The sequence below is a fragment of the Imperialibacter sp. genome (assembly GCF_040222385.1).
GTDB lineage: Bacteria > Bacteroidota > Bacteroidia > Cytophagales > Cyclobacteriaceae > Imperialibacter.
Genome location: NZ_JAVKDF010000059.1, coordinates 45,092 through 69,012 on the forward strand (window position 1 = coordinate 45,092; position 23,921 = coordinate 69,012).

A 23,921-nucleotide genomic window follows, 5' to 3' on the forward strand; every position below is an offset into this window, starting at 1 on the left:
ACTTCTTTTAATTCTCCAACACCTTAAACTCCACCCTCCTGTTTGTCTGCCTGTTTTCGGCAGATGTGTTTGGTACTTCGGGTTGGCTTTCGCCGTAACCCAGGGCGGTGATGCGGTTGGCGTCGATCCCGTTGTCTACCACGTACTGGCGCACGGCCTCTGCCCTGCCCTGCGATAAATTCTTGTTGTAGTCGTCACTGCCCACATCGTCGGTATGCCCGCCAATTTCGATGGTGATGCCGGGGTTCTCGTTCATAAAATCTACCACCTTGTCCAGCTCTTCAAAAGACTCTGGTCGTAAAATAGTCTTGTTAGTATCAAAGAATACCTTTTCCAGGCGAACCTTAGTACCTACTTCAATCGGATCCAGGTAAAAGGGCTTGTCGTAGTACCTTTCCAACCCGTCATACGCCACATCTATCTCGTCGTTGGCAGAAAGGAAGCCCTCAGCCTTTACTTCCAGCCTATAGTTGCCCTCATGAGGTAGTTCGGTTTCATAGAAACCATCCCCTTCCCCGCTTTCTACAAACCCATCGTCGGACTGGTCGGATGTGTATCCCACAACCGCTCCTGAAATCGGTGTTCTGTCTTTGCTCGACATCACAATGCCGGTGAGCATAATGATCGGCTCCGGCTCCGGCTCAGGTACGGGCTCAGGTTCGGCCTTGGCAGGCACCAGGCCAAAAATATCCAAACTGCCACCATCCTGAGTGGTATAAGACCTTGTGGTAAAAGCATTCTGCCCATCACCGCTGATCGAGAAGTAAGCATCAAAACCTTTGGTATTCACCGGTTCGCCGAGGTTGACAGGCTTCGACCATTTCATCCAGGTGTCATCCAGGCGTTTGGCCATGTAAATGTCGGTGCTGCCAAATCCCCCCGGTCTGTTGCTCGCAAAGTATAAGGTAACGCCATCAGCTGCCAGAAACGGCCCAAACTCATCGTACACAGTGTTGATCCCTTCAGGCATTTTTGCAGGTGGCGTCCACTTGCCGCCTTTGTCAAAACTGATGTACAGGTCACTGTATTTGCCTTTTACTCTTTCAGTAAAATACATGATCACCACTTTGGCGTCGTTGCTCATGAAGCTGCCCGAAAACAAGCCCTTGTTCATGCCGTCGTAGTTGGGAATATTCACTTGCGTAGGTGCCGACCAACTATTTCCAGACCGGCGGACAATGGAAAACCCAGGCTCGTTCTTTCTGGCCCCGCCATTAAGCATGAGTGTGTTGCCGTCGGTGGTAATTCCCAGCACCTTATTGAACTTATGGATATTGAAAGGAGCGCCAGCGTGCACAGCCTGCGTCCAGTTTCCATCAGCGTCCCTGGTCGAGTACCAAATGTCCTGTGAGCCGTCTTCTCCGTAGGTGTTTTCAGGGCTGTTAGACACTACCCAGTAAAGCGTATTTCCATCAGGTGAGATAATCGGGCCGGACTCATGGTGGCCCGTATTCAATTCTTTTCCTAATTTTTCGAGGTCAAATTTCGGTGCTTCGTCCTCGTCTTGCGCTTGCCCGAAATGGGCGATAGAAAGAAATATAATACATAAAAAAATACTCAGTAGAGTGGCTGGTTTCTTCATTTGACTATCAATTAAGCTGCAAAATAATGATAGTGTGACATTTAGCCAATCTCTGGAAACATTATTGGCTTTTCGGAAGATGCAATTGTAGAAAATAAATACCTGCTAAGGCTTGAAAAAGATTCCTACACTCCAGGCAGGCCTGGCCAACACGTTTTTTCCCGACAAAGCATAATCAACAGCAACACTTGCACCCATTTTTCCTCCTTTGTGCAGGTAGGCGACTTGAGGACCATAGGCAAAGTACTCCGTATTGTTTGAAAAAATACCATTCACAGCATCAGGCGCATCTCCGTTAAAAAAGGAAGAAACATTCCTTATCATGGCAGAGACAAGCACCTTTTCTTTAATGGTATAACCAACCTCCGCATTATAATGAAGCTCTTCCGAAAAGCCCTTGGTTCTATTGTTAAACCCAACACCGAAGGTGGCATAGGCTGGGATCGGATGCAAGGAAACGCCTCCTTCAAGCCTCAGCAGCTGATTAAATTCTCCATCTCCGGTTTGCAAAAGCATGGTATTTCCGCCACCCGGGTTACCCGTCGGCAACCCGAAATACACTCCCGCTGCCAGCACAAAAGCCTTGTCTTGAATGATACCGTACTTAGCGCCCACCAGCATGTCGCCCAATGAAGTAACTGCATCGCCGGGTTCGGTGCGGCCACTCAGGGTGAACTGGCGCTCATTCAGGACATTTCTGGCAATCAACGGCACGGTACCAATGATATCAATACGGTCTGTTATGCCATACTCTCCGTAAAAGTTGGTGAGGTAAATAGACGAGGTCGTAATCGGCACTATATTGCCCTCCTTGTCAAAAAATTGGTCGGCGGTAATCCAGCGCTCTTCGAGCTTAAAGTAGCCGTGTCCTTTTTTAGATGTCCAACCTCCGCCTGCCAGACAATTGGCAGACAAAGCAAGTCCGATAATCAACGAGAGGAGGTATTTCATATTTATTAATTCAGCTCAGCCAAACCGAAGACAACATTGAACGGCTTGCACAGTATGATCACATATTTGTAGTCGTCGATAGCAACGCCGTCGGCCCGGTAGCTGCTGGGCCCAGTGGTGCTAGCCAACGCAGCCAGCTCTTTTCCACCGGCCACCGAGTTGTCCTGATTAGACAGGTATACAAACAAGCCTGGGCCATTATTGGAATTGAAATTATCTTGCAAGCTCACCTGCAAGGCGTTGCTGTCGAGGATACTCACTCTCACATCGCCACTCACATTGTAGCCGCCTTTGCCTATAAAGCTGCCGGTTCGCACGCCAAATTCCCCACCGACGATTATTTGATAAGGCTCACTGTTGACGCCATCTGCTGAGGCAATAATATTTGTTGTGCCGTCAGCCAAGCCCAACACAAGCCCCTCATTGTCAACAGAAGCGATAGCGGGATCAGTGGATGACCAGGTCACCTCTATATCATCGATGGTAACGTCAGCCGAATTGTAGACAAAGGCATTCAGGTCGACAGATTCGCCACTTTCAACCCGCATAGCCTCACCGGTTATTTTGATGTAAGCCACCTCGTTGGCCAAGTCAATAACATTGAGCTGCAGACCTTTTGACGCCTGCCCTCCGTAACTGGCAGTAATTGTCACCTGTCCCCTGGCAACACCAAAAACGATCCCATTCAAGTCAACTGTCGCCACAGTTGGGTCAGACGACTGCCATGTAGTGGACACATCGAATCGGTCTCCGAATTCATTCACTCCGTTAGAAGTCATCTGAATACTTTCATTGACGTTAAGAAACGCCTGAGGCGAAAAGATTTCTAAGCTGCTTACGGTGTCTTCAACCAGATCAGTGCCTATGCACGAAATCATCAATGCGGAGAGGGTACTGAACACAATAAAGCACTTGATCAATGACATCTTTATTCACTTTAGGTCGAAAGATACTAAGGATGCGAAATCAAGAATGTCTCGAAATGGACAAAGGCTGGATTTACATCCAATAGCCCAGCACCAACCCCATTAACGGGTAGGCTACAAGGCAGTATCCAACAGAAATGAGATAGAAGCGTATTGGGCGGGTTTCGTACACAAAATTGATGGCTTGCGCAACTGCCACAAAGGCGGCAGCCAGAAACCCAAGGAGCACCCCTTCAAAAGCGCTGGTACCTTGCTCTGCATGAATAAGTATGGACAAAAGAAATGAAGTACATATGCTAAGAAGGAAGCCTGTTAAAAAACCGTACTTTTTATCACGTGAAGCAACCCCTTCGGCACCAAGCCCAATGTCTTTGGCCCAAAAATACCCAAAAAGCCCTCGGCTAAACCACAGCAACTCCAAACTCTGGCCAATTAAAACGGCAAAAAAAATAGCGATGTAGTTGAGTTCGGAAATAACGTCCATTTATAGGTGTTTGTTGATTAAGGCAAATTTATAACAAATTAGCTTATACGCAGTATACAATTCCGCCAGCGTAACACCACAGCTAAAATTTACGGTCAGCCCGATCAAAGTGGTCGGTCAGATACCCCAGTTAATGAGCCTGAAGCCTCTCGGTTTAGTCTTACGCAGCCTTTCCTTTATCTTGGGCAGATACATCGTGTTGTATCTCAGTCGGCTGATATAGTTGGGGTTTTCTTGATCCCCGTTCCAACAGTGCTCAGCCCGGTCACCGTAGTCTACCTCGCCGCCATAATATGGGTCAGTGGTGCTCTCCAGAAACTCCTCTGTCAAATAAACAGCGTTATTCAGATAGTAGTTGTCCATGTCTCCGCAGTAGATATGCACTTTACCTTCGAGCTTTTTGCCAATCTTAGCCCAGTCCCTTTTCATAATATGGCTGAGGTCATAATTCTCTTTCCAGTAGTTGGCCACCTCTTTGTCAATCACGCCAGTCATTTTGTCCCAAATCGGGCGGGGATATCCATTGGCACCTGTTGGCGAATAAACTGCCTGCCAAATGTCCCACTGGTCACCCGATCGGCTCTCCCTGCCTCCAATCACGAGCTCCTTGTGGTTCGACTCCTGAATGGTGCTTTGCACATGCCCAAGATAATCCCGGTGCCCAGGTCTCAGCGTTTTATTGTAATCATTATCAAGGTAATAGGCGTTCTCATCCTCATACAAATTGACTACAGTGTAAGCACGAAAGTCGATAGGATCGGGACATGCGGCAAAACACCCATTGTACTCATCGGGGTAGAAAACCTGGGCCGCAAGCGCCTCCCAGCCACCAGTGGAGCCGCCATACAGGAACCTTCCCCAACCTTCGCCTATCCCATTAAACTGCTCTTCGATATAGGGAAGCAGCTCGTAAGTAATGGCATCGCCGTAAGGCCCCAAATTGGCTGAGTTCACAGCATAGGAGTCATCGTAGTATGGGTTTTGGTGCTGAATTTCAATGGCAATATAGCGGGGAAATCTTGGCCCGGTCCACTGCTTGTAGAGATCGTATGCCTCTTGCTGCACAATCTTATTGTACCCCTCTATTTTAAATCTTTCGCTGTAGTCAGCCTTCAGATTAGGATCAGGAGGCGTCTCACTAAACCCACCAAAAGTGTAGGGGAAATGCCCATGAAATACCATCAGCGGATATCTAGCATCGGGCTGCTTGTCCCAGTCATGCGGCAGGAGAATATTGGCCCCCAGATACATTGGTCTACCCCAAAATTCAGACAGTAGCTTGCTCTCAATCTTCACGTGCTTGATGTACTTTGTGTCGACCGGGTCTGGAATGGGAGGTATCTCATTTGTAAGCGAAATTTTAAAATTGCCTCCAGTGGCGGGGTTAATGGTCACCTTTTGCGGCGTGCTGAAAAGATTTTTTGGCGACGAAGCCCATTGCTGCCCTTCCCCCTGATCCATGTGAAGCTTCACGGTATGCCCGTTGGCCAGATTGAAGGTGGTGTACTTATTCAAAAAACCCTGAATATAATAGTCGCCCGGGGGGATGTTCTTGATACTTTGAACGGGATATCCAAAAACAGCTGAGTCAACAACGACCTCCGTCCCGGCCTGGAGTTGATCCACCGTTATGCCAAAAATCATTTGAGAAGAGGGCCCATCCGAGATTTGGAAGCGTGGTTCGGGGTCATTTGTCTTGGCAATGACCAGCAGTATTCTGCCGTCAAAAGGCCCGTCAGTAAACTTCTTGTCTATAGAAATTCCAAAATTGAGCACAGGCTTAGGCGGAGGAGTATTCGCCTGCTCTTTGTCAGAGCAACTGCTGACAGCAAAAACAAAAATGAGCAGAAATAAAGGAAAAAGATTATCCAGGCAGCGCTTCAATTGCATACGGTTCAGGTTTCTAAGGAGGAATGTAGCCTTAAAATCTCAAAGGTGCAAAGGGGTTTTTGTGAGCGTTATTCAAGAGAGAAGAAAAACAAAGCATCAACAGTCTAAATGATGTGATGATCGGTCAATAACTCATTTAAAGGGGTTAAATAACTTACGAGATTCATTTTTGTCGAAAATAACGCTGCACAGTACAGTATTTTTCACCTTTCAGCAACGCAAACCATCATTTGTCGATTTAAATGGTATTTTATGGTTATGATCGGTTGTTATCCTATTTCGATCACGACATCGTTTGTTGTAGGATGCCCTACACAACAAAGAACATACCCTTCTCCTTTTTCAGAGGCTGAAAGTCCATCGTCCTCATCCATCTTCACCTCCCCGGAAAGCAACTTACCCCGGCAGGCAGTGCACAAACCACTTTGGCAAGAATATGGCATGTCAATGTCGAGGCTAAGACCAGTCTCCAAAATCGTTTTGCCTGATGGAACGTCAAATGTGTGCTCCTGTCCGTCGAGAATGATTTTAACGGGCAAACTTTGCCCTGATTGATCGACAATCTCCGCTGGAGATGTCTCTCCGGCTGTAAAGCTCTCTCTTTTGATAGTGTCAGCTGCAACGCCCAATTTCACCAATCCATCTACAGCGATATCCATCATTGGCGCCGGCCCACACGTGAAAAATTCAGCTTCTTTGAAATCAAACGCAGGCAGGTTGTTTAGGATTTGCTCCACTTTTTCAACGGTAAGTAGCCCCTCAAGACTTTCAACATCCGCTGACGGCTTTTCCAATACGTGTATCACCTTCAGCCGTTCGCCATATGCAGCCTTCATTTGCTCCAGCTCGGCCTTAAAAATGATCGAGTCTTTATCACGATTGCAGTAAACTAGCCAAACTGTGGAAAGAGGTTCTTTGAACAAAACCGATTTTGCGATGGACATCAGTGGCGTGATGCCGCTGCCTCCTCCAATCATCACCAAATGGCGCTTTCTGTTTTCATCAATAGGGGTCACAAAATGCCCCATCGGCTCCATAACCTCTATTTCATCGCCAACCCTGGTCACAGTATTGACATAAGTAGACATGCTGCCTCCCTCTACTTTCTTCACCGTAACGGCGGGCAGTTCATCCAAAAACGGACTACTGCAAAGAGAATAAGCCCTCCGAATCTTCTTCCCGTCAATGGTAAGTATGAGCGTCACAAATTGGCCTGCCTGGTAATTCAACCCGCCTTCCGGGTTTTCAAAAACAAGACTCACCGCATCGTTAGTTTCCCTTCGAACCTGATGGACTTTAAGTGTCAGGTACCTGCTATCCTTTTTTTTCTCTTTTGACGACTTCTTAAAAAAACTAAATGCCATTGCTACAAATGCTGAAAATTCTAAAACAATAGTTGATGGGAAATATGATGAGCTAAGTGCTGCAAAACTAATCCTAAAACCATTCCCTACCAATCAAATCAACGCTACTTTAAAAGGTGCCATTTTTTTCCTTACTTCTCCTCTCAAATCCCCCTTATAATGAAACAATCCTTTCTCGGTTTAGTGCTCGTTTACATCTTTTATTGTTGCAGCCCTATTGAAAACCCGCAACAGGTAAATAAGTTCGAAAGTGAGCTAGATGCCATTTTTGCAGAATTCCAAAACGAAGCATCACCAGGCTGTGCTATTGCTGTTTTTCAGGGGGACAAGGTTGTTTTTCAAAAAGGCTATGGCCTCGCCAATATCGAAAACAATGTTCCCATCACCACATCAACTACCTTCGACATAGCGTCAGTCTCCAAGCAATTTACAGCCTATGCTGCGGCGCTATTGCTGGAACAGGGAAAGATCGCACTCACCGACGACATAAAAATGTACTTTCCTGAATTGAATGACTTTCCCCACCACATTACCATCGACCAGCTCATTCATCACACCAGTGGCCTTAGAGACTGGCCACAAACACTGGCTGTGGCGGGCTGGAGCATGGAGGATGAGCTTACCTACGAACAAATATTGCGAATGGCTTTTGCCCAAAAAGACCTCAACTATGAACCAGGCACCGAATATTCATATACCAACACAGGTTATGTGTTGCTGGCGGAATTGGTAAGCAGGGTCGCTGAAGAACCGTTTCATTCATATATAAACAAGGTGGTTTTCGAGCCTCTTGGGATGAAAAACAGCCTATTCAACAACGACATCCACAGCGTTATTGCTGGAAAGGCCCAAAGCTACTACAAAGTCGATTCGGCCACCCATGGCAGCTATGCCAACACCACCACTGCTATGGGCTCTTCGAGCATGGTTTCCACTGTCGAAGACCTGGCCAAATGGTTGATGTTTTTATCGAAAAACAGATTGGATGATCCAGTGGTTAGTCGCCTGCATGACCGGGGACTGCTAACCAACGGAGACAGTATTCACTACGCCTACGGGGTTTGGTTCGAAGAGTCGGGTGACCTGCCGGTGATTACGCATACAGGGTCGTGGGCAGGCTTCAGAGCGATGACAATGCGCTTCCCTACAAAAGATTTTGGCCTGGTTATTTTAAGTAATTACGCCGGGTTCGACAGGTATGGGTATGCCGAAAAAGTGGCAAAAGTCTTTTTAACGGATGATTATTACCTTTCTGATGAAAAGACTGAAGAACTACTACTCTCAGATCGGTATCAGCGCCTGGCAGGAGCTTATGTTTCGTCCCCCACACGGATTTACGAACTTGGGAGTGATGATAACCCTATGAAATTATCGATTGATGGGGCTTTTGAGTACACCATGGTGGCGGCAGATTCAGAAGGAGAATTTTTCGCCAGCGAAGATCCAACACTCTTGCTAAAACAAAAGGGAACAACATTGTCGATAAATGGGCAGCCACTGGAGAAAATTAAGACGGAGCGACTTCCGCTGGGCGACTACACTGGCACCTATTTCAGCGATGAACTCCAGATGATGTATAAAGTAGTTATACAAGATGAACAGCTTTTCATGAGTTGCCTCAGGCACGGCCCGGTTACTTTGCGACCCATTGCGGGCAACTTGTTTGCAGGGGGGGAGTGGTTTCTGGGCAGGATATTGTTTACCACCACGGCCGACGGCATTTCTGGTTTTCAGGTGTTTGGCGGCAGGGTGAGAAGGCTACATTTCAGAAAGGTGCAGTCATGGTAGACCAGGCCAGCATTTTTGACAACCTACTCCGAATAAAAGCACTTTCGCAGATTGGACTGAATTTTAGGAATTCGGAGTACGACCGTGAACGATACGAGGAGATTGTTTCCATAGTAGACCAGCTTATTGCAGGCATATCCGACATGCCCATCGAGAGAATAACGGTTCTCCATGCAAATGAAGAAAGCTATATCACCCCCAAAGTGGATGTAAGAACAATAGTTCTGAAGAACGACCAGGTTTTGCTTATCCAAGAAAAAGCGGATGGGCGCTGGGCGCTGCCCGGAGGCTGGGCCGACATTGGCTACACACCATCGGCAGTAGCGGCGAAGGAGGTAAGAGAGGAAACGGGATTGGATGTGAAAATTGAAAGACTGCTGGCGGTATTTGACAACTCCCTGCACCAACACCCCCCATCGCCTTTCTATGTGTACAAGCTCTTCTTTCTGGGAACGGTCACAGGAGGCTCATTCGATCTAAAAGGTCACGAGTCATTAGAGGTCGGGTTCTTTTCTTTACAAGAACTTCCGCCACTGTCAGAAGAAAGAAACACCTACGAGGAAATACATAAACTGACGACAATTGCTGTTCAAGGCAGCAACGGACAGACCTTGTTTGACTAAATGACAACAAATATCAGCGTGGACTCAAAGGTATTTCAGATTGAGTCATATTTACCTTATATTCAGTGAGCTTTGATACAACGACTCTCTTTTTTGGAATAGATGGACGAATATTACCAAAGATCTCTTGATAAATTCTGTGCCGTTTCGGTATCCGACCCGGAAAGTATTATCTCGTCAGTTAATGACTTCTTCTGTCGTGTATCAGGCTATGAGAGAAACGAATTAATCGGGAGGTCTTACAATATTCTGAAGTCAGCAACTCATGGTGAAGATTTCTACAAAGACTTGTGGAACACCGTCAGCAAAGGCAAGGTTTGGAAAGGGGAAATATGCAATTTATCGAAAGACAGCACGCACTATTGGCTGGACACCACCATAGTACCCGACCTCACAGCAACTGGTGAGATCATCCGGTATATTACCTATCAGGTGCCAATCAATGACCCGATCCAAAAAAAGCAGACAGCTAGCGATACAAACGGGCAAAGTTCAGATGAAAGCGACGACCTGTATCATTCTCTGGTTAATAATCTACCCATCAGCGTATGGAGAAAAAACAAGGAAGGAAAAATAACCTATGTAAATAAGACCCTGGTTCAAAGTGTAAAGATGGCAGAGTCAGAGCTACTGGGAAAAACGAACCACGACCTGTACCCAAAGGAGCTTGCTGACAAATATGAAAAAGATGACAAGGAGGTGATCTCAAGCGGCGTCGCCCTGCATTCAGTTGAGCCCAATATTGATCTAAAAACAGGAGAGCACATCTACATTGAAACAATCAAAATCCCCATAAAAGGAAGGGATGGAAGCATTGAAGGTCTTCAGGGAGTGTTTTGGAATATCACAGAGTCGATAGAAACTCAAAAGCGCCTCGAAATCCAAAACGAACAATTGACAGAGATCGCCTGGTTGCATTCACACAAAATAAGAGGCCCTGTGGCTACAATTATGGGCTTGATGAATATTTTCGATTGGACCAATATGAATGATCCTCAAAATTTAGACATAGTGAGAAAGGTCGACACGGTAAGTAAGCAACTCGACGAAATTATTCATGACGTCGTGAAGAAAACAGGCGATCTCTATAAAAAAGAAGATTGAAGGCGCCCTGATGCCCAATTATCCTACCCTGCCTGACATGGCTACAGCAACGCAAATAACAACTGATGAGGCAGCTTAATGCCAGGCGCCAAGTATGTAGCCGGAAATAGCCAGCGAGACCATCCAGTAACCCCCATTGATAATGATATACTTAAAGGATCTCTGCTCGTACATCGCATTAACGCCAATGCCCATGGCAACAAAGCCAAAGCCTGTCAAAAAACCGTACAAGGCGCCATCGGTGGCTCCGATTTCGGTTCCGAACATCATAGCCATGTTGAATATGAGGACAAAGCTCATGACAAAAGCTGAACCAAACACTTTACCCATATTACCGCTTTTCGCTTTCTCTTCGGTCATACCCGACTCCTTCATCCAGGCTGTACCAAATACTTTTGGGTTGTACCAAACAAAACCAACAACAAAGGTTACAACCGTGGCTGCCACAATTGCTAACCAGTTCAATGCAGAAATGTCCATAAAATTAGTTTATGTTAGTGAACAAGAAATATAGTGAATTTGTATTTCTTTCAATTTCACATCTCGCCCAGCTATTCCAGTCATCATTTGTAAAGGCTCTTACAAACTGGCTTTATTAACATTTATGCGTCAACGACAAGAGGATACCAGATGCCTTCTAAAACTAACCTAACTGTAACGAATGCAAGCCCGCTTGCGGGGTTTTGGGAGTGGGATATTCGCAGTCGTCAGGAAAATATAAGTAAAAATCTTGCCGAAGCATTCTCCCTACAACACCCATTTAGCAGGGAGGAGGGCGAGTTTTGGAAAACAATACTTTCGGCTGCTGACTTTCCGTCCTTTATTGAACTGCGTACAGAAGTCAGTCGAAAAAAGCAGGGCGCAATAATGACTACGGTGCTCCAGGGTATCACGGCTCTGGGGGAGGTCACTACGTTCGAAATTCAAATGGAGACAGTGGCCTGGAACGACTCAGGAGAAGCTGAAAAAATGATCGGCCATGTAGCGATTAACAAGCCTGACCAGAACAGCGAAAACAATCCGTTGCTCAGGAAACTTACAGAACATGTGCCGGGAGTCGTTTATCAATACCAATACCTGGACAACGGTCTCTCCAGGTTCCCTTACGCCAGTGACGGACTTTGGGATATCTTCGAACATACTCCCGAGGAAGTAAGAACTGATGCGGCCAGCGTGTTTGACAGGATACACGCTGACGACCTCGACGCATTCATTCAATCGATGCTTCATTCGTACACAAGCCTGAACCCCTGGAAAATGGACTTTAGGGTGGTGCTGCCCTCAAAAGGCAAAAGGTGGATCAGCGGGAGCGCCACTCCTAAGAAGCAACACGACGAAAGTGTGATTTGGCACGGGTACATGGCTGACGTAACCGACCGAAAGAAAATCGAACAAGAGCTACTCAAGACAAATAAGGATCTTCAGGGTATTTTAAATGCTGGTAGCCAAATATCAATCATCAGCACACGGGTTGACGGCCTCATATCACATTTTAGCAAGGGCTCCGAGAACTTGCTGGGGTATAAAGCTGACGAGGTGGTGGACAAAGAAAACCTGGCTATCTTCCATGTGAGGGAAGAAATTGAATTGCGTGAGAAGCAATTAACAGCCCGCCTTGGAAAGGAAGTAGAAGGCTTCGATGTGCTTGTAGAAATGGCCAAAAAAGGAAAACACGACACCCGGGAGTGGACCTATACAAAGAAGGACGGCACCACTTTTCCGGTACAACTTGTTGTAACGGCCATTACTGACGAAAACAGCAAAATAGTTGGATTTTTGTGTGTTGCCACCGACATCAGTCAGATGAAAAAAGCCAGGCTTGCATTGGCTGAAAGTGAGGAGAGATGGCAGTTTGCCCTTGAAGGAGCCGGCGATGGAGCCTGGGACTGGGACTTGACAAAAGGCTCCATTTTCATTTCGCCAAAATCTAAGAAAATGCTGGGATACGCTAGCCACGAGGTGAGAAACGCTCCCGAAGGCTGGGCCAAGCTGATCCACGCCGATGATGTTCCAACGTATCAAAAGAACCTGGACGAACACCTACAGGGGAATGCTGAAACCTACTCCACCGAGTACCGGGTACTGTGCAAAAACGGAGAGTACAAGTGGGTGCTTGACAGAGGAAAAGTAACCAGGAGAGACGAGGGTGGCAGGCCTTTAAGAATCATCGGCACACACTCCGATATTTCCCAGGCCAAAGAGAAAGAAGAAGCATTAAAAAGCACAATTGACATTATTGGTGAACAAAACAGAAGGCTGCTCAACTTTGCGCACATCGTATCGCACAATCTCAGGTCACACTCAGGCAACTTTGAAATGATGTTCAAGATGTACGATGTCGCTGAGGATGACGACGAACGGAAGGAAATGCTTGCCCACATCAGAACGATATCAGAGAAACTAAGCGAAACCATCCACCACCTCAACGAAGTGGTGATGGTTCAAACCTCCATCGACCTGCAACGGCAAAATATCAACTTGCACAGCTATGCGGAGAAAACAAGAGAGGTATTGACAGCAAACATTTCCTCAAAAAATGCCCACATAGTAAATAACATCCCCAGGGACATTGTAATAAATTACAATGCAGCGTATATGGAGAGCATTCTTTTAAATTTGCTGTCCAATGCTATTAAATACAGCCATCCGGACCGTAGGCCGGAAGTGCATCTAACGGCCTACCGTGAAAAAAATTATACAGTTCTGGAGGTAGCCGACAATGGTCTTGGCATCAATCTACATCTCCACAAAGACAAGCTTTTTGGTATGTACAAAACGTTCCACCCCAACAAGGATGCCAAGGGAATTGGCCTTTTTATTACCCGCAACCAGATCGAGGCCATGGGTGGAAGAATAGAGGTAGAAAGCGAAGAAAATAAGGGCTCAGTATTTAAAGTCCACTTTTTGTAACAACAACTCTTCAGGGTGTTCAATGCCTGCTTCGGCACTTCATTAGTTGCTTATCTGCCTGAAAATGATTAACTTCTGTTACATCAAAAAGCACAGCTATGGTAAAGAGCTTCAGAGGTGAAATAGAGGAAAAGCCAAAGCGAAGAGAAATGCACCCCGTGCTGGTAGCCGACTACATGGCAACCCGGCTCGTGACTTTCCATCCAGACCAGTCCATTTATGAGGTCGTTCACATCCTCCTTGCCAGGAAAATATCCGGTGGGCCGGTTGTCAATGCCGAAAATGAACTAGTGGGTGTGATTTCTGAAGGAGACTGCCTGAAAGAGGTGGTCAGGGGAAAGTACCACGACATGCCTGTGCTGTCAGGAAAGGTGGCCGATCACATGGCTACAGAAGTGGTAAGTATTGCCCCTTCGGTGACCATTTTTGACGTAGCCAAGCTGTTTCTCGAACGTCGGCTCCGTAGATTTCCAGTGGTACTTGAAGGGAAGCTGGTGGGCCAAATCAGTCAGAAAGACGTAATGAAAGCCGTGTTGAAAATAAAGGGTTAGGTAGCCTGTGTTTGCGCTACATCAGCGTCTTTAACGTTTTCTATAGCCCGCAGTTTACCTAAGAGGTGGTCAGTGTTGGCTGCGAAGGCATAGTAGGAGATATCCATTTCAACCAGGCCATCTATAGGCTCACGTATTGCAAAGACGATGCCCTTTGTTGGTATTGTCCACATGTCGTTAAGCACTGCTTGCTTTGCAAACCGTTTTGTCAGGCGCTCCCCACCTTTAACTTTTAGCCGGATTTCTATCCTGTACTCATGAATTCCCTTTAAAGGATGCTCTTCTGTTGGTCTCTTCGTTAGCGATAGCCTTTTTCTTATTTCATCGACCACAGCATTCAACTTGCCGGTTAGATTTGTGGGTTTCATAGCAAGTCTCTTTCTTTAAAATGGCGTATGATAAAAGGTAGCAGATAGGGGTCAATCATATAAATACCTGTCGCCTTTTCCACAACTACACCCGAGCGAATCAAAGCAAGGAGCATTTTACTGATGTACACACTATCCCAGCCAGTTATCCGACCGATTTTATTGGCGTCGAGCCGCTTGTGAAGGACAAACTGGTTTAGTATCATCACCCATTCTTCATCAAGCTCTTTTAGGAAAGCAAGCGAAAGCTTCGGCGGAACAGCGATTTCAATTTGATCATGAGAAACGTTGGAGATATTTGTCAGCCAGCCGTTGAGTGCGGTACCGGGATTGCCACCACTGTAGTCAAAATATTTATTAAAAAGCCTGGCCAACTCAATTTCACTTATATCCTTCACATTTTCCCCGACCGACAAGCTAAGCCCACTTGATTTGTGGCGCTTCATTATCACGTCTTTAATCATCTCGGCGTCAAATGCATCCATATTAATGATCTCAATAAATTTTTGAGAAAACCCTGTTATCTGGTCGATTAACTTAAAGGCATGCGGGTTCACATTAACAACGAAAAGACACCTTGAGCTGAACTCATCAATCAGGTCGCCAATTGCTTCCACTATCCTCATTCCGTTGGCTTGCCGCTCCCAAAAAAGCTCGAGGTCATTGATGGAAACAATGCTTCCCGGAGGAAGCTGCGTCAAAATTTCCTTCGTGCTGCCGTGCATCAGAGTTGCCTTGCGAAGCGATTTTTCAAATTCAGATATATCCAGGGTGCCCTGCAAGGGTGGAAAAACAGCATAAAAGTTCTTCTCATTGCCTGAGCTGCTCACCGCATATTTTGTAAATGCAGTCTTGCCTTCGTTTCTTTCGCCAATGATAAGAATCCCCCCCAGATAGCCCGTTTTGTGCCTTGAAACAGCTTTCTTAAAAATAGCCTCCTCCCGGGGGCGTGGCACCCAAAAATCTCTGCCAATACTTGACCTGCCGTTGAAAAGGCTCACATAGTAGCCCGGCAACTCCCTTATCACCCTCTCCTGCGGGCTCACCTTCTCCTTCAGGTCCAGCAGGCGACCGGATAGTGAATGAATTTCCTGCCTATTGGAAAGCTTTCTGGCAAAAAGCAGCCCCTCACTCCTGCTGTACAATAGCTTGCTCACTGATTTGGATGCCAACTGAGCTACCCGCTGCCACGACCTGGAAATAAGCTGAGCTACCTTCCTGCTCTTTATGCTCTTGAAACCATAGCCGAAAGCAGAAGCAGCCTCCTCTATCTTATACGACTTTAAGGGCTCAAATGCTTCTTCAAAACTCTTTTCCGACTCTGAAACAAATTGCTTAATGATGTGGCCTATTTCCTTTTTCTCCCGGTCGGCCTTTAGCGTAAACTCCTTTAGAATTTCCTCCAGCGAAACATCTGAATTTGACGTTTCGGCATTATCTAATTTAAACCTGAGCAAGTTGCCTGCCTCTCTTATAGCATATATGCTTCGCTTGATGCCATCTATCGCCTTCTCATGTTGCTCTTCCAGCGTGGTGATCAGTTTCGTCTTTAGAAAATACTCTGCCATTTTGCTGACAGGGATCTCCACCGACTCACTTTCCAATCGAGCTGCAGAGGTTCTTACCTTTAGTACTTCCAGCGTTTCTGGCATTTCCGAAGCCGTTTCCAAAAAGCGTTCCGTTGTATAATCCAGTGTTTCCTTTAGCTCCAATTCCCAGTCGGTCTCAAGTTCAAACACAACTTCCCTTGAAGACGTAATCGGCATTTTGAGGTATTTGTCAATCTTTTTAACCACCCTGGACTCGATTATGTGGGCAAAGCCATCATTGAGTGACCGATGCATAATGCCGATCCTGTTTTTCACCCTGTCGATTTCCTGCTCCATAATGACCTTGTTGAGCATCGTCTTCAGGTCAGAATCGAAAGACTCTAGTAAAGCTTCAATTCCCTCAGTTTTAGCTTTGATGTATTGGGCGGAGGAAGACCTCCTCCAGGATTCCTTCATCGGAAAAAGTAACTCCAACGAATGGCTCATGAGCTGAAGGTTTTGGACATGCTCCAGCAAAAGCCTGGCCTCAAACAGCCTTTCTTTCTCGTTTTGCCCTTCCAAAAGTTTGTTCAACTGCTCTATCTCGACACGAATCGTGGCCGCCCACTTGCTCTCTTCTTCATCAAATATGGTGGTGGCCGTGTTAATCACACTACGGCAGTCGGCATAGAAACCAAAGACGCTATCGGTGTGCTTTGCCAGGTACCCGGAAAGGAATGAAAGCCTACCTCCCCATTGAAAATAGCCCGCCATCGCTCTGAATGCCACGTTGTGCGTAAGTGGGTAGCCAGCTACTACGTGAACGACCCTCCTAAACCCTTTGTAAAAAGAGGCGCCTGGTGTAGAGGCAGGCGCTTCTGCAAAAGCTTCCTTTGAATAGCTTATAGGCAACGTTTTAGGATAGCGTTTGAAATCTTCCTCTAACCGCTCCATATACTCAGTAGTTGCCTCCTTCAGCATAGCTACTTGTTCGGGAACGAGGCCTTGAAAGACCTTTTCGCTAAACAGGTGACTAAGCCGGTACGACGTTTCATTGCGGAGTTTATCCAGTGCCTTTGCCTTTTTATACGATTCCTTAAGCTTTTTAGTGTCAGCCAGCTCCTTCTCAATAGTCTTCAAGAGTGTTTGAAGCTCGCCGAGAATAACCCTGTGATTCTCAAATGACCTTCTAAACCCCTTCGCAAAAAGGAGCTTCTGAAGTTTCCGCCCGTTTTGATCTATCTTGTAGATGTTAACTGTGACTTCGGGAAACCTGGACGGCTGAACCGTTGGAATTGCTTTCAACAAGCCACTGGAATCTGTCGATGGCACCTCCTTTACCTTCTCCGCTATTTCAAAGCTTTCAAAATAAGTCGATGAACTCACAACCATCGTGGTGCCAAGCTTATCGAGGAGCTCATTCACACCATCATAATACTCATCTATTTGATCCAACGTTCTGGCATCGAGGCCCAACATTACCAAATCGGTCTCAGCCGACTCTCTCGCTATAATTTTCTTGTTGTCTCCTTCGCCTTTGATCACCCGCACAGTCACGTCAAGCCTGGCGCTTTCGAGAATGGCCTTTGCCTCCTTATAAATACCCTCATGGTTAGCGCCTGACTCGTCAATAATCAGCAGTCTCACCCTTGCCAGTTTCCACAGGCTGGAAGCTACCAGGTTTCTAACCAACGCCAGTGAAAAACTCAGATTGGGGCCCTTGCCCCCCCACCAAATATCAATGGTGCTGAGCTGGCCGAACTTCCTGTCTTCGTGATAGTCAATAAAAATATTGTTGTATCCACCCCGGCGGAAGCCTCGTAATGCTTTTGCAAACTGCTCTTTGTTTTTTGGCGCTCTGCTCCAGCCCATCAAAATAGTGTTGGGCTCTACACCGGAGAAGCCATACACTCTGGTGATTTCGTCCATGCCGGAGTAAATGTCTGTGCAGCCAAACTTATAAGAAAAGTACTCACTTTCGCTATCGGTGGTGGCCAGCATTGATTCCGCTTTTGATAAGTTTTTCTCATCGGTTTCTATCAATTCAAAGGCCGACAGAATACCCAGATTACCGGCGATGGCTTTTCCCATTTCAGCAATGTGGCGTCGTGTATCGGGTCTGCCACTAAACATAATAATATTGGGCCTCCAGTTTCTTGTATGAATCTTTTCCTTCTTAAGCCGGGTAAGACCCGTTTTGACCAACGACGCCCACACCCCGCTCCAGGCGTCGCCGGAGTTCAATGTTAGCTGTTGGCGCTTCAGGAATAAAAACAACAAGCCGAGGATGAGCACAGCGGCCACCATCGCCACGAAATCAAGCTGGATCATAACAAGCATGCAGGCGAGAGCACCCAGGAGGCTGATCCAGCCAGACACCTTGAACTCAGGCCGGAAATCGGAACTAGTCCACGACTCGAAAGCCGCACTGACATTGAGAAATCCGTAGGTGGTAATGAAGAAGATAGACACTACCCGGGCAATCACGTCGAGTTCTCCGATCAGAATTCCTGCCTCAGCGATCAGGAAAGTAAGCAACAGTGCGTTGCGGGGCTCATTGGCTTTGCCGTAACCCTTCCCAAAAAAACGGGGAGCGATTTTATCGGTCGAGATAGCTTGCAAAATACGGGGGGCCCCCAGAATGCTACCAAGTGCAGAAGAAAGCGTTGCCCCCCAGATACCTGCGATAACCAGCTCGGGTACCCAGGAAATATTCAACAGCACATTTGAGTCAGCAGCCAGCACACCTGCGTCTACCGTAAAATACAAGTAGCAGGCGAACCCTATATAAACAATAAATCCAACCACAATAGCCAATAGAGACCCGGCTGGAATCGATTTTTTAGGGTCTTTCAAGTCACCAGACATAGAAACACCGGCCTCAAACCCTGTGACTGCCGGAAAAAATATCCCAAACAACACCATGACTGACACAGTGGAAGAAGAGATACCCTCGGTTACATCCGTTGGCCCAAGGTCATGTGTGCCCAGAAATATGGAGGCCAGGGATAACACAATAGCCGCCATAATAAAATACTGGGTTTTGATGGCCATAGAGGTGCTGATGAAAGTAAGTGTAGTTACTGCCATCAACACAATACTACCTGTTATCCTTATATTGTTCACAGAGCTTTCGTAGCCCCAATAGCTGAGGAAGCTTTCGGAAAATCCAATGAGGTACAGGCTGACACTAAAAGAAAGCCCTACAAACAACGCCAGGCCAAGTGTTCCTCCTATCGGTAACCCCAGGCTGCGGCTGATCATATAGTAAGTGCCGCCGGCTTCCACCTTTTTGTCGGTAGCAATGGACGATACGCTGAGGCCTGTTGTTACGGAAATAATGTGAGCAACCAAAATGATGCCCAGCGTAGTCAATAAACCCACCTCACCAACAATCATTGGTAGCCTCAGGTACATGATCACCCCAAGGATGGTAAGAATGGATGGCGTGAATACTCCCCCGAAAGTTCCGAACTTATTGCTCTTCGACATTGATCATCTAATTTAATGCTAGTTAAGAATTGAAACTGCTATTTTCGTACCTGACAGGAGTTTTTGCTTTCAGTTAAAAGTAGCTCTCTTTGTAGTATATCTCAAAATTAACATCCAGGTATGGACATGCTAAATGCTTATAGCGAAACTATCGCTATTTCGATCATCATCATTGCTTCGTACTTCTTTAATCAGTTCTCGAAGAAAACCAATATACCAAGCGTATTGCTATTAATTGGGCTGGGTGTAGGCTTTCAGGAGCTTTTAAACTTCTACGACATCAACCTGGAAAGAGGTATTATGGAAGCGCTGGAGCTACTGGGAGTGGTTGGCCTTATCATGATTGTGCTCGAAGCTGCCCTGGATTTGAAGCTTACTAAAGAAAAAAAGCCCCTTCTGATAAAATCATTTTTGGTGGCATTGTTGTCGCTCATTGCTACGTCCATTGGAATTGCCTACCTCCTAAAGTATTTTTTCTTCGACGATTTCTACACTGCCTTAATCTATGCAGTGCCGCTTTCGATACTCAGCAGTGCCATCATTATCCCCAGCGTCGGCAACCTGTCCGGCTCGAAAAAGGAATTTATGATTTATGAAAGTACCTTTTCAGATATCCTGGGCATCATGTTTTTCTATTTTTTGCTTGGGAGCGCCGAAACTGCCACCACAGCAGGTGTGGTGTGGGAGGTCTCAAGCAGTATCCTGATTACTATCGCCCTTTCTATCATTATCAGTTACTCACTGGTGCTTCTCCTGCAAAAGCTGACGACCAAAGTGAAGCTGTTCTTTCTCATAGCTGTTTTGGTGCTGTTGTATTCAACGGGCAAAATGTTTCACCTCTCCTCCCTCCTTATTATCATGGTGTTCGGACTTGTGCTGAGCAATCATACTATTTTCTTTAGGGGCAAGCTGAAGAAACTAATCGATGAAACAGCCCTGAAGCACATCTTGGAAGACTTCCATGTGGTGACGATGGAGTCTGCCTTTGTGGTGAGAACATTTTTCTTTGTCATTTTTGGAATGACGCTTGATTTTTCGGGCCTCACCGACGTGTTGGCACTCATTACTTCCCTTACTATTCTAGTACTGACTTACGTGGTGCGGTACATTTTGCTAAAGTCGATTGTTGTCAAAAACATCAGCCCTCAAGTTTGGATTGCGCCCAGAGGTTTAATTACTGTCCTTCTGTTTTTTTCCATTCCGGACGAATGGAAAAATGACGCCTTCAGCGATGCCATTCTTTTGATAGTCATTATCGCCACAAGTGTTTTGATGACACTCGGGCTTGTTTTCAAGAAGCAAGACTTTGAGGATAAAGATGAGCTTGAATTCACTGATTGGGACAAGCTGGATCAAGAAATAGAGGCCCTCACAAAAACAAAGTAAGCCCCCTGTTGTTGATTTACAGAAAACAGGAACGAAACTCCTGATTTACAGCTAGTTTTGAGAATCTATTGGGTAAATTATTTTGTTGGCAATTAACGCATATATTGATCAACATTTGTACTAACATTGCGCAAAAAAACGACCCACCCTAATGGCTATTCGTACACTACCCAAGCCAAACTATCAGCTGATGGTTGGCCTATTGATGCTTGTGTTGTCTTGCCTCTCAATACCAAAGGCCGCTGCTCAGTACAACCCCACCATTCGCAGTGCCAGGCCGGGTCAGTCGGTTGGGCCGTTTACCACAGGGAAAAATGTTTTTCAGGTGCAAACCGGAGGTACCTACAACGGTTACTCGGTAGACAACGCCGATGTTACCGGCACCAACTACACCTACCTGGCGTCGTTGCGGTATGGAATTCTTGAGAAGCTTGAGATCAGGTCTGCTTTTGCTCTGCGTCATGACAAAACCAATGTCTCGGATGTGACCTACGGGGGTCTTGGAATGTGGAATGCTGGTCTCCGCTATAACCTGCTTGATGGCAGAGGAGAAAAGCCTTCTCTTGGCATTCAGGCCGATGCCCGGTTCACAGCTGTGGATGAGGACTACAAAGCTGCTAACCTTGCACCAAGGATCATGCTTATTCACGGCCAGAGACTCACCGACAAGCTAGGACTTACTACCAACTGGGCTGTGGCCTGGACGGGCAACAATACCGATCCGGCATTCAATTACACAGTGAATCTTTCCTTTCCTCTGGCTGAAAAGGTGGGCAGCTTTATTGAAAACTATGGCACTGTTTTCGACGGTGACTTTGACAACCGGTGGAATACCGGTCTCTCCTATCTTGTCAACAATGATTTTCTTCTTGATATGTCCGTCGGCTATGGCAAAAACGACGGTGTCAGCGACTGGTTCGCAGATGCAGGTGTGTCATGGCGAATTAAGTTGGGGGGAAGACAATAGTCAGCTTGAGAAGCTTGCGGTACGTCTGATTGTTATCATCTCTATTCGTCTGAATTAGAGTAACTTTGTAACTGAAATATCAATGATATGAAACTCAAAGTTTTATCACTCCTCATAGCCATAATCAGCTGTTTCAACAGCCAAGCCCAGTCAGCTGACAGCCTGGTTGCAAAGTCCGATTCTGTCGAACAAGCAAAAAAAGCGCAGTACATAAGCGATTCGATAGCTAATCAACTGGAAGAATACTCCAATCTTGTCAGGCGAAGCGAGCAAAAAAGAATTGATGATTCGGTAAAAAAGGCTGAGCTTCTTCAACAAATCACCCTGCTAAAGGAAAATGATAAGCTGAAACAAGCCGATCTGCTGCGTCAGGTCAGGAACATCGAAATACAGGATTCCACAAGAAAGGCCGAGCAACTTAAAAAAATCAATCAGCTGAAGGAAACGGCTGTAGGTTATCCCGTCACCCCGTTTGGTGATACGTTGTTTATGGTTTTCACAAAGCTGGGCCCGGTGATGCCTAAAGAAAGAGCAGCCAACATAACAAAGAAAATTGAAGCGCTCTACGACAACGACAGTTTCAAACCCGATTCTCTGGTAGTTATTCTAAACGAGTCGACAGCGGACATCAATTTTAGGGAAACGATCCTCATGAGCGTGACCGATACAGACGCACTGTGGGTTGGGCAGGACAAGAAGGTGTTGGCCGCAGCACACGCTACCGCCATATCGAAAAGTATTGAAGCAGAAAGGGATGCTAATAGCTGGAAAAATGTTATAATAAGAGTAGCGCTCACCATGCTGATCATTGCAGGTACGTACGGCTTGATTTTTCTACTCAATCGACTGTTTCGCAAACTCAATCTTTTGATCGTTCTCAAAAAAGAGTCCTTTTTTCATGGCATCAAGTTCAGAGACTACGAAATTCTTCCTCCTAAACGTGAGCTGGATTTAGCCCTGCGAATCAGCACAATTCTGAAGTGGGCTGTATTCGGGGTGCTGATGTATATCTCACTCCCACTGCTTTTTAGTGTATTTCCGTTCACAAGAGGTTGGGCTGCTACCCTCTTCGGCTGGGTTTGGGAACCAACAAAAAGTATCCTTATTTCCATTTTCAGCTACCTGCCAAATGTGTTCTCCATAGCAATTATCTATCTGGCAACGCACTACGCTATTAAGTTTATAAAATTTGTAGCACAAGAGATTGCCGCTGAAAGACTCAAGTTCACTGGCTTCTACCCCGACTGGGCAATGCCCACATTCAATATCATCAAGGTGTTGCTTTACGCTTTTATGTTTGTTGTGATTTTTCCTTATCTTCCAGGGTCCGACTCTAAGATTTTTCAAGGCGTTTCCGTTTTCCTGGGTATTCTTTTTTCACTAGGCTCATCCACTGCTATTGCCAATGCTGTTGCCGGCTTGGTTATCACCTACATGAGGCCTTTTAAAGTAGGCGACCGGGTCAAAATTGATGACATTGTTGGGGATGTGGTCGAAAAGTCTTTGCTTGTTACCCGGCTTCGGACCCCAAAAAACGAGGACATCACCGTACCAAACGCCAGTATCCTTGGAGGTAAAACCATTAACTATTCGACGTCCAGCAAAGAGTTAGGACTCATTCTCCACACCACCGTAACAATTGGGTACGACGTGCCCTGGAAACAAGTTCATGAATTACTGATTGCCGCTGCGCTGGCTACCGATGGCGTCAACAATGACCACAAGCCGTTTGTGTTGCAAACAAGTTTGGATGACTACTATGTATCCTACCAGCTCAATGCCTATACCTCCGAGCCCAATAAAATGCCAAGGACTTATTCCGACCTGCACCAGAATATCCAGGACAAATTCAATGAAAGTGGGGTAGAAATATTGTCGCCACATTACCGTGCACTTAGAGATGGTAATATGGTAACTATTCCGGCCGACTATCTGCCAAAGGACTATCAGGCACCAGCATTCAATGTGAATAGTAAGCAGAGCAGCCCAGAGCCTAAAAAGTAAGC

The 23,921-nt window shown here is 46.2% G+C and carries 17 protein-coding genes; 8 read left to right on the forward strand and 9 right to left on the reverse strand.

Annotated features, from left to right (window positions below; translation table 11 throughout):
• Positions 1-7: 7 nt before the first annotated feature.
• From RIG68_RS27705 to RIG68_RS27730, 6 genes are all read right to left on the reverse strand, one after another.
• Entirely contained in the window at positions 8-1,582 is a 1,575-nt protein-coding gene (locus RIG68_RS27705; protein ID WP_350130137.1) for an OmpA family protein, read from the reverse strand.
• 105 nt (positions 1,583-1,687) lie between these two features.
• Complete coding sequence (locus tag RIG68_RS27710; RefSeq protein WP_350130139.1) at positions 1,688-2,533, reverse strand: transporter; 846 nt, start codon at positions 2,531-2,533, stop codon at positions 1,688-1,690.
• Positions 2,534-2,538: 5 nt separating this feature from the next.
• A complete protein-coding gene (locus tag RIG68_RS27715; RefSeq protein WP_350130141.1) occupies positions 2,539-3,459 on the reverse strand; it encodes a DM13 domain-containing protein in 921 nt (306 codons plus the stop codon).
• A gap of 73 nt (positions 3,460-3,532) precedes the next feature.
• Positions 3,533-3,943 carry a DUF1761 domain-containing protein gene (locus RIG68_RS27720; RefSeq protein ID WP_350077314.1) on the reverse strand — a complete coding sequence of 137 codons (411 nt, stop codon included), beginning with the start codon at positions 3,941-3,943 and terminating at the stop codon, positions 3,533-3,535.
• Between the two features lie 117 nt (positions 3,944-4,060).
• The gene (locus tag RIG68_RS27725) at positions 4,061-5,833 is read right to left on the reverse strand and encodes an alpha/beta hydrolase-fold protein (RefSeq protein ID WP_350130143.1); all 1,773 of its coding nucleotides are present in this window, start codon (positions 5,831-5,833) and stop codon (positions 4,061-4,063) included.
• 269 nt (positions 5,834-6,102) lie between these two features.
• Entirely contained in the window at positions 6,103-7,197 is a 1,095-nt protein-coding gene (locus RIG68_RS27730; protein ID WP_350130145.1) for a 2Fe-2S iron-sulfur cluster-binding protein, read from the reverse strand.
• A 159-nt stretch (positions 7,198-7,356) separates the two neighbouring features.
• Between RIG68_RS27730 and RIG68_RS27735 the strand changes: the two genes are divergently transcribed.
• The 3 genes from RIG68_RS27735 (at position 7,357) to RIG68_RS27745 (ending at position 10,712) form a co-directional block, all read left to right on the forward strand.
• Positions 7,357-8,985: a serine hydrolase domain-containing protein gene (locus tag RIG68_RS27735; protein ID WP_350130147.1), complete on the forward strand. Its 1,629-nt coding sequence runs from the start codon at positions 7,357-7,359 to the stop codon at positions 8,983-8,985.
• Positions 8,979-9,608, forward strand: a complete 630-nt coding sequence (locus RIG68_RS27740) for an NUDIX hydrolase (protein ID WP_350130149.1) — start codon at positions 8,979-8,981, stop codon at positions 9,606-9,608. Before RIG68_RS27735 ends, RIG68_RS27740 begins: the two co-directional genes overlap by 7 nt.
• A gap of 102 nt (positions 9,609-9,710) precedes the next feature.
• Entirely contained in the window at positions 9,711-10,712 is a 1,002-nt protein-coding gene (locus RIG68_RS27745; RefSeq protein ID WP_350130151.1) for a PAS domain-containing protein, read from the forward strand.
• Between the two features lie 75 nt (positions 10,713-10,787).
• Here RIG68_RS27745 and RIG68_RS27750 read toward each other — a convergent pair whose 3' ends face one another.
• Entirely contained in the window at positions 10,788-11,192 is a 405-nt protein-coding gene (locus RIG68_RS27750) for a DUF1761 domain-containing protein (RefSeq protein ID WP_350077302.1), read from the reverse strand.
• A 150-nt stretch (positions 11,193-11,342) separates the two neighbouring features.
• Between RIG68_RS27750 and RIG68_RS27755 the strand changes: the two genes are divergently transcribed.
• Together RIG68_RS27755 and RIG68_RS27760 are read left to right on the forward strand one after the other, a co-directional pair.
• Positions 11,343-13,622 carry a PAS domain-containing sensor histidine kinase gene (locus tag RIG68_RS27755; protein ID WP_350130153.1) on the forward strand — a complete coding sequence of 760 codons (2,280 nt, stop codon included), beginning with the start codon at positions 11,343-11,345 and terminating at the stop codon, positions 13,620-13,622.
• 98 nt (positions 13,623-13,720) lie between these two features.
• A complete protein-coding gene (locus tag RIG68_RS27760) occupies positions 13,721-14,173 on the forward strand; it encodes a CBS domain-containing protein (protein WP_151997832.1) in 453 nt (150 codons plus the stop codon).
• On the opposite strand, the gene RIG68_RS27765 is transcribed toward RIG68_RS27760, so the two are convergent.
• Both RIG68_RS27765 and RIG68_RS27770 read right to left on the reverse strand, forming a co-directional pair.
• Positions 14,170-14,541 carry a hypothetical protein gene (locus RIG68_RS27765; protein WP_350130155.1) on the reverse strand — a complete coding sequence of 124 codons (372 nt, stop codon included), beginning with the start codon at positions 14,539-14,541 and terminating at the stop codon, positions 14,170-14,172. The two genes, RIG68_RS27760 and RIG68_RS27765, sit on opposite strands and share 4 nt — an antisense overlap.
• Entirely contained in the window at positions 14,538-19,562 is a 5,025-nt protein-coding gene (locus RIG68_RS27770) for an APC family permease (RefSeq protein WP_350130157.1), read from the reverse strand. The genes RIG68_RS27765 and RIG68_RS27770 overlap by 4 nt, the downstream gene beginning before the upstream one ends.
• A 120-nt stretch (positions 19,563-19,682) precedes the next feature.
• On the opposite strand from RIG68_RS27770, the gene RIG68_RS27775 reads away from it, so the two are divergent.
• From RIG68_RS27775 to RIG68_RS27785, 3 genes are all read left to right on the forward strand, one after another.
• Positions 19,683-20,948 carry a cation:proton antiporter domain-containing protein gene (locus RIG68_RS27775; RefSeq protein WP_151997829.1) on the forward strand — a complete coding sequence of 422 codons (1,266 nt, stop codon included), beginning with the start codon at positions 19,683-19,685 and terminating at the stop codon, positions 20,946-20,948.
• Between the two features lie 151 nt (positions 20,949-21,099).
• Complete coding sequence (locus RIG68_RS27780) at positions 21,100-21,915, forward strand: transporter (protein WP_350130159.1); 816 nt, start codon at positions 21,100-21,102, stop codon at positions 21,913-21,915.
• 87 nt (positions 21,916-22,002) lie between these two features.
• Complete coding sequence (locus RIG68_RS27785) at positions 22,003-23,919, forward strand: mechanosensitive ion channel family protein (RefSeq protein WP_350130161.1); 1,917 nt, start codon at positions 22,003-22,005, stop codon at positions 23,917-23,919.
• Positions 23,920-23,921 lie beyond the last annotated feature (2 nt).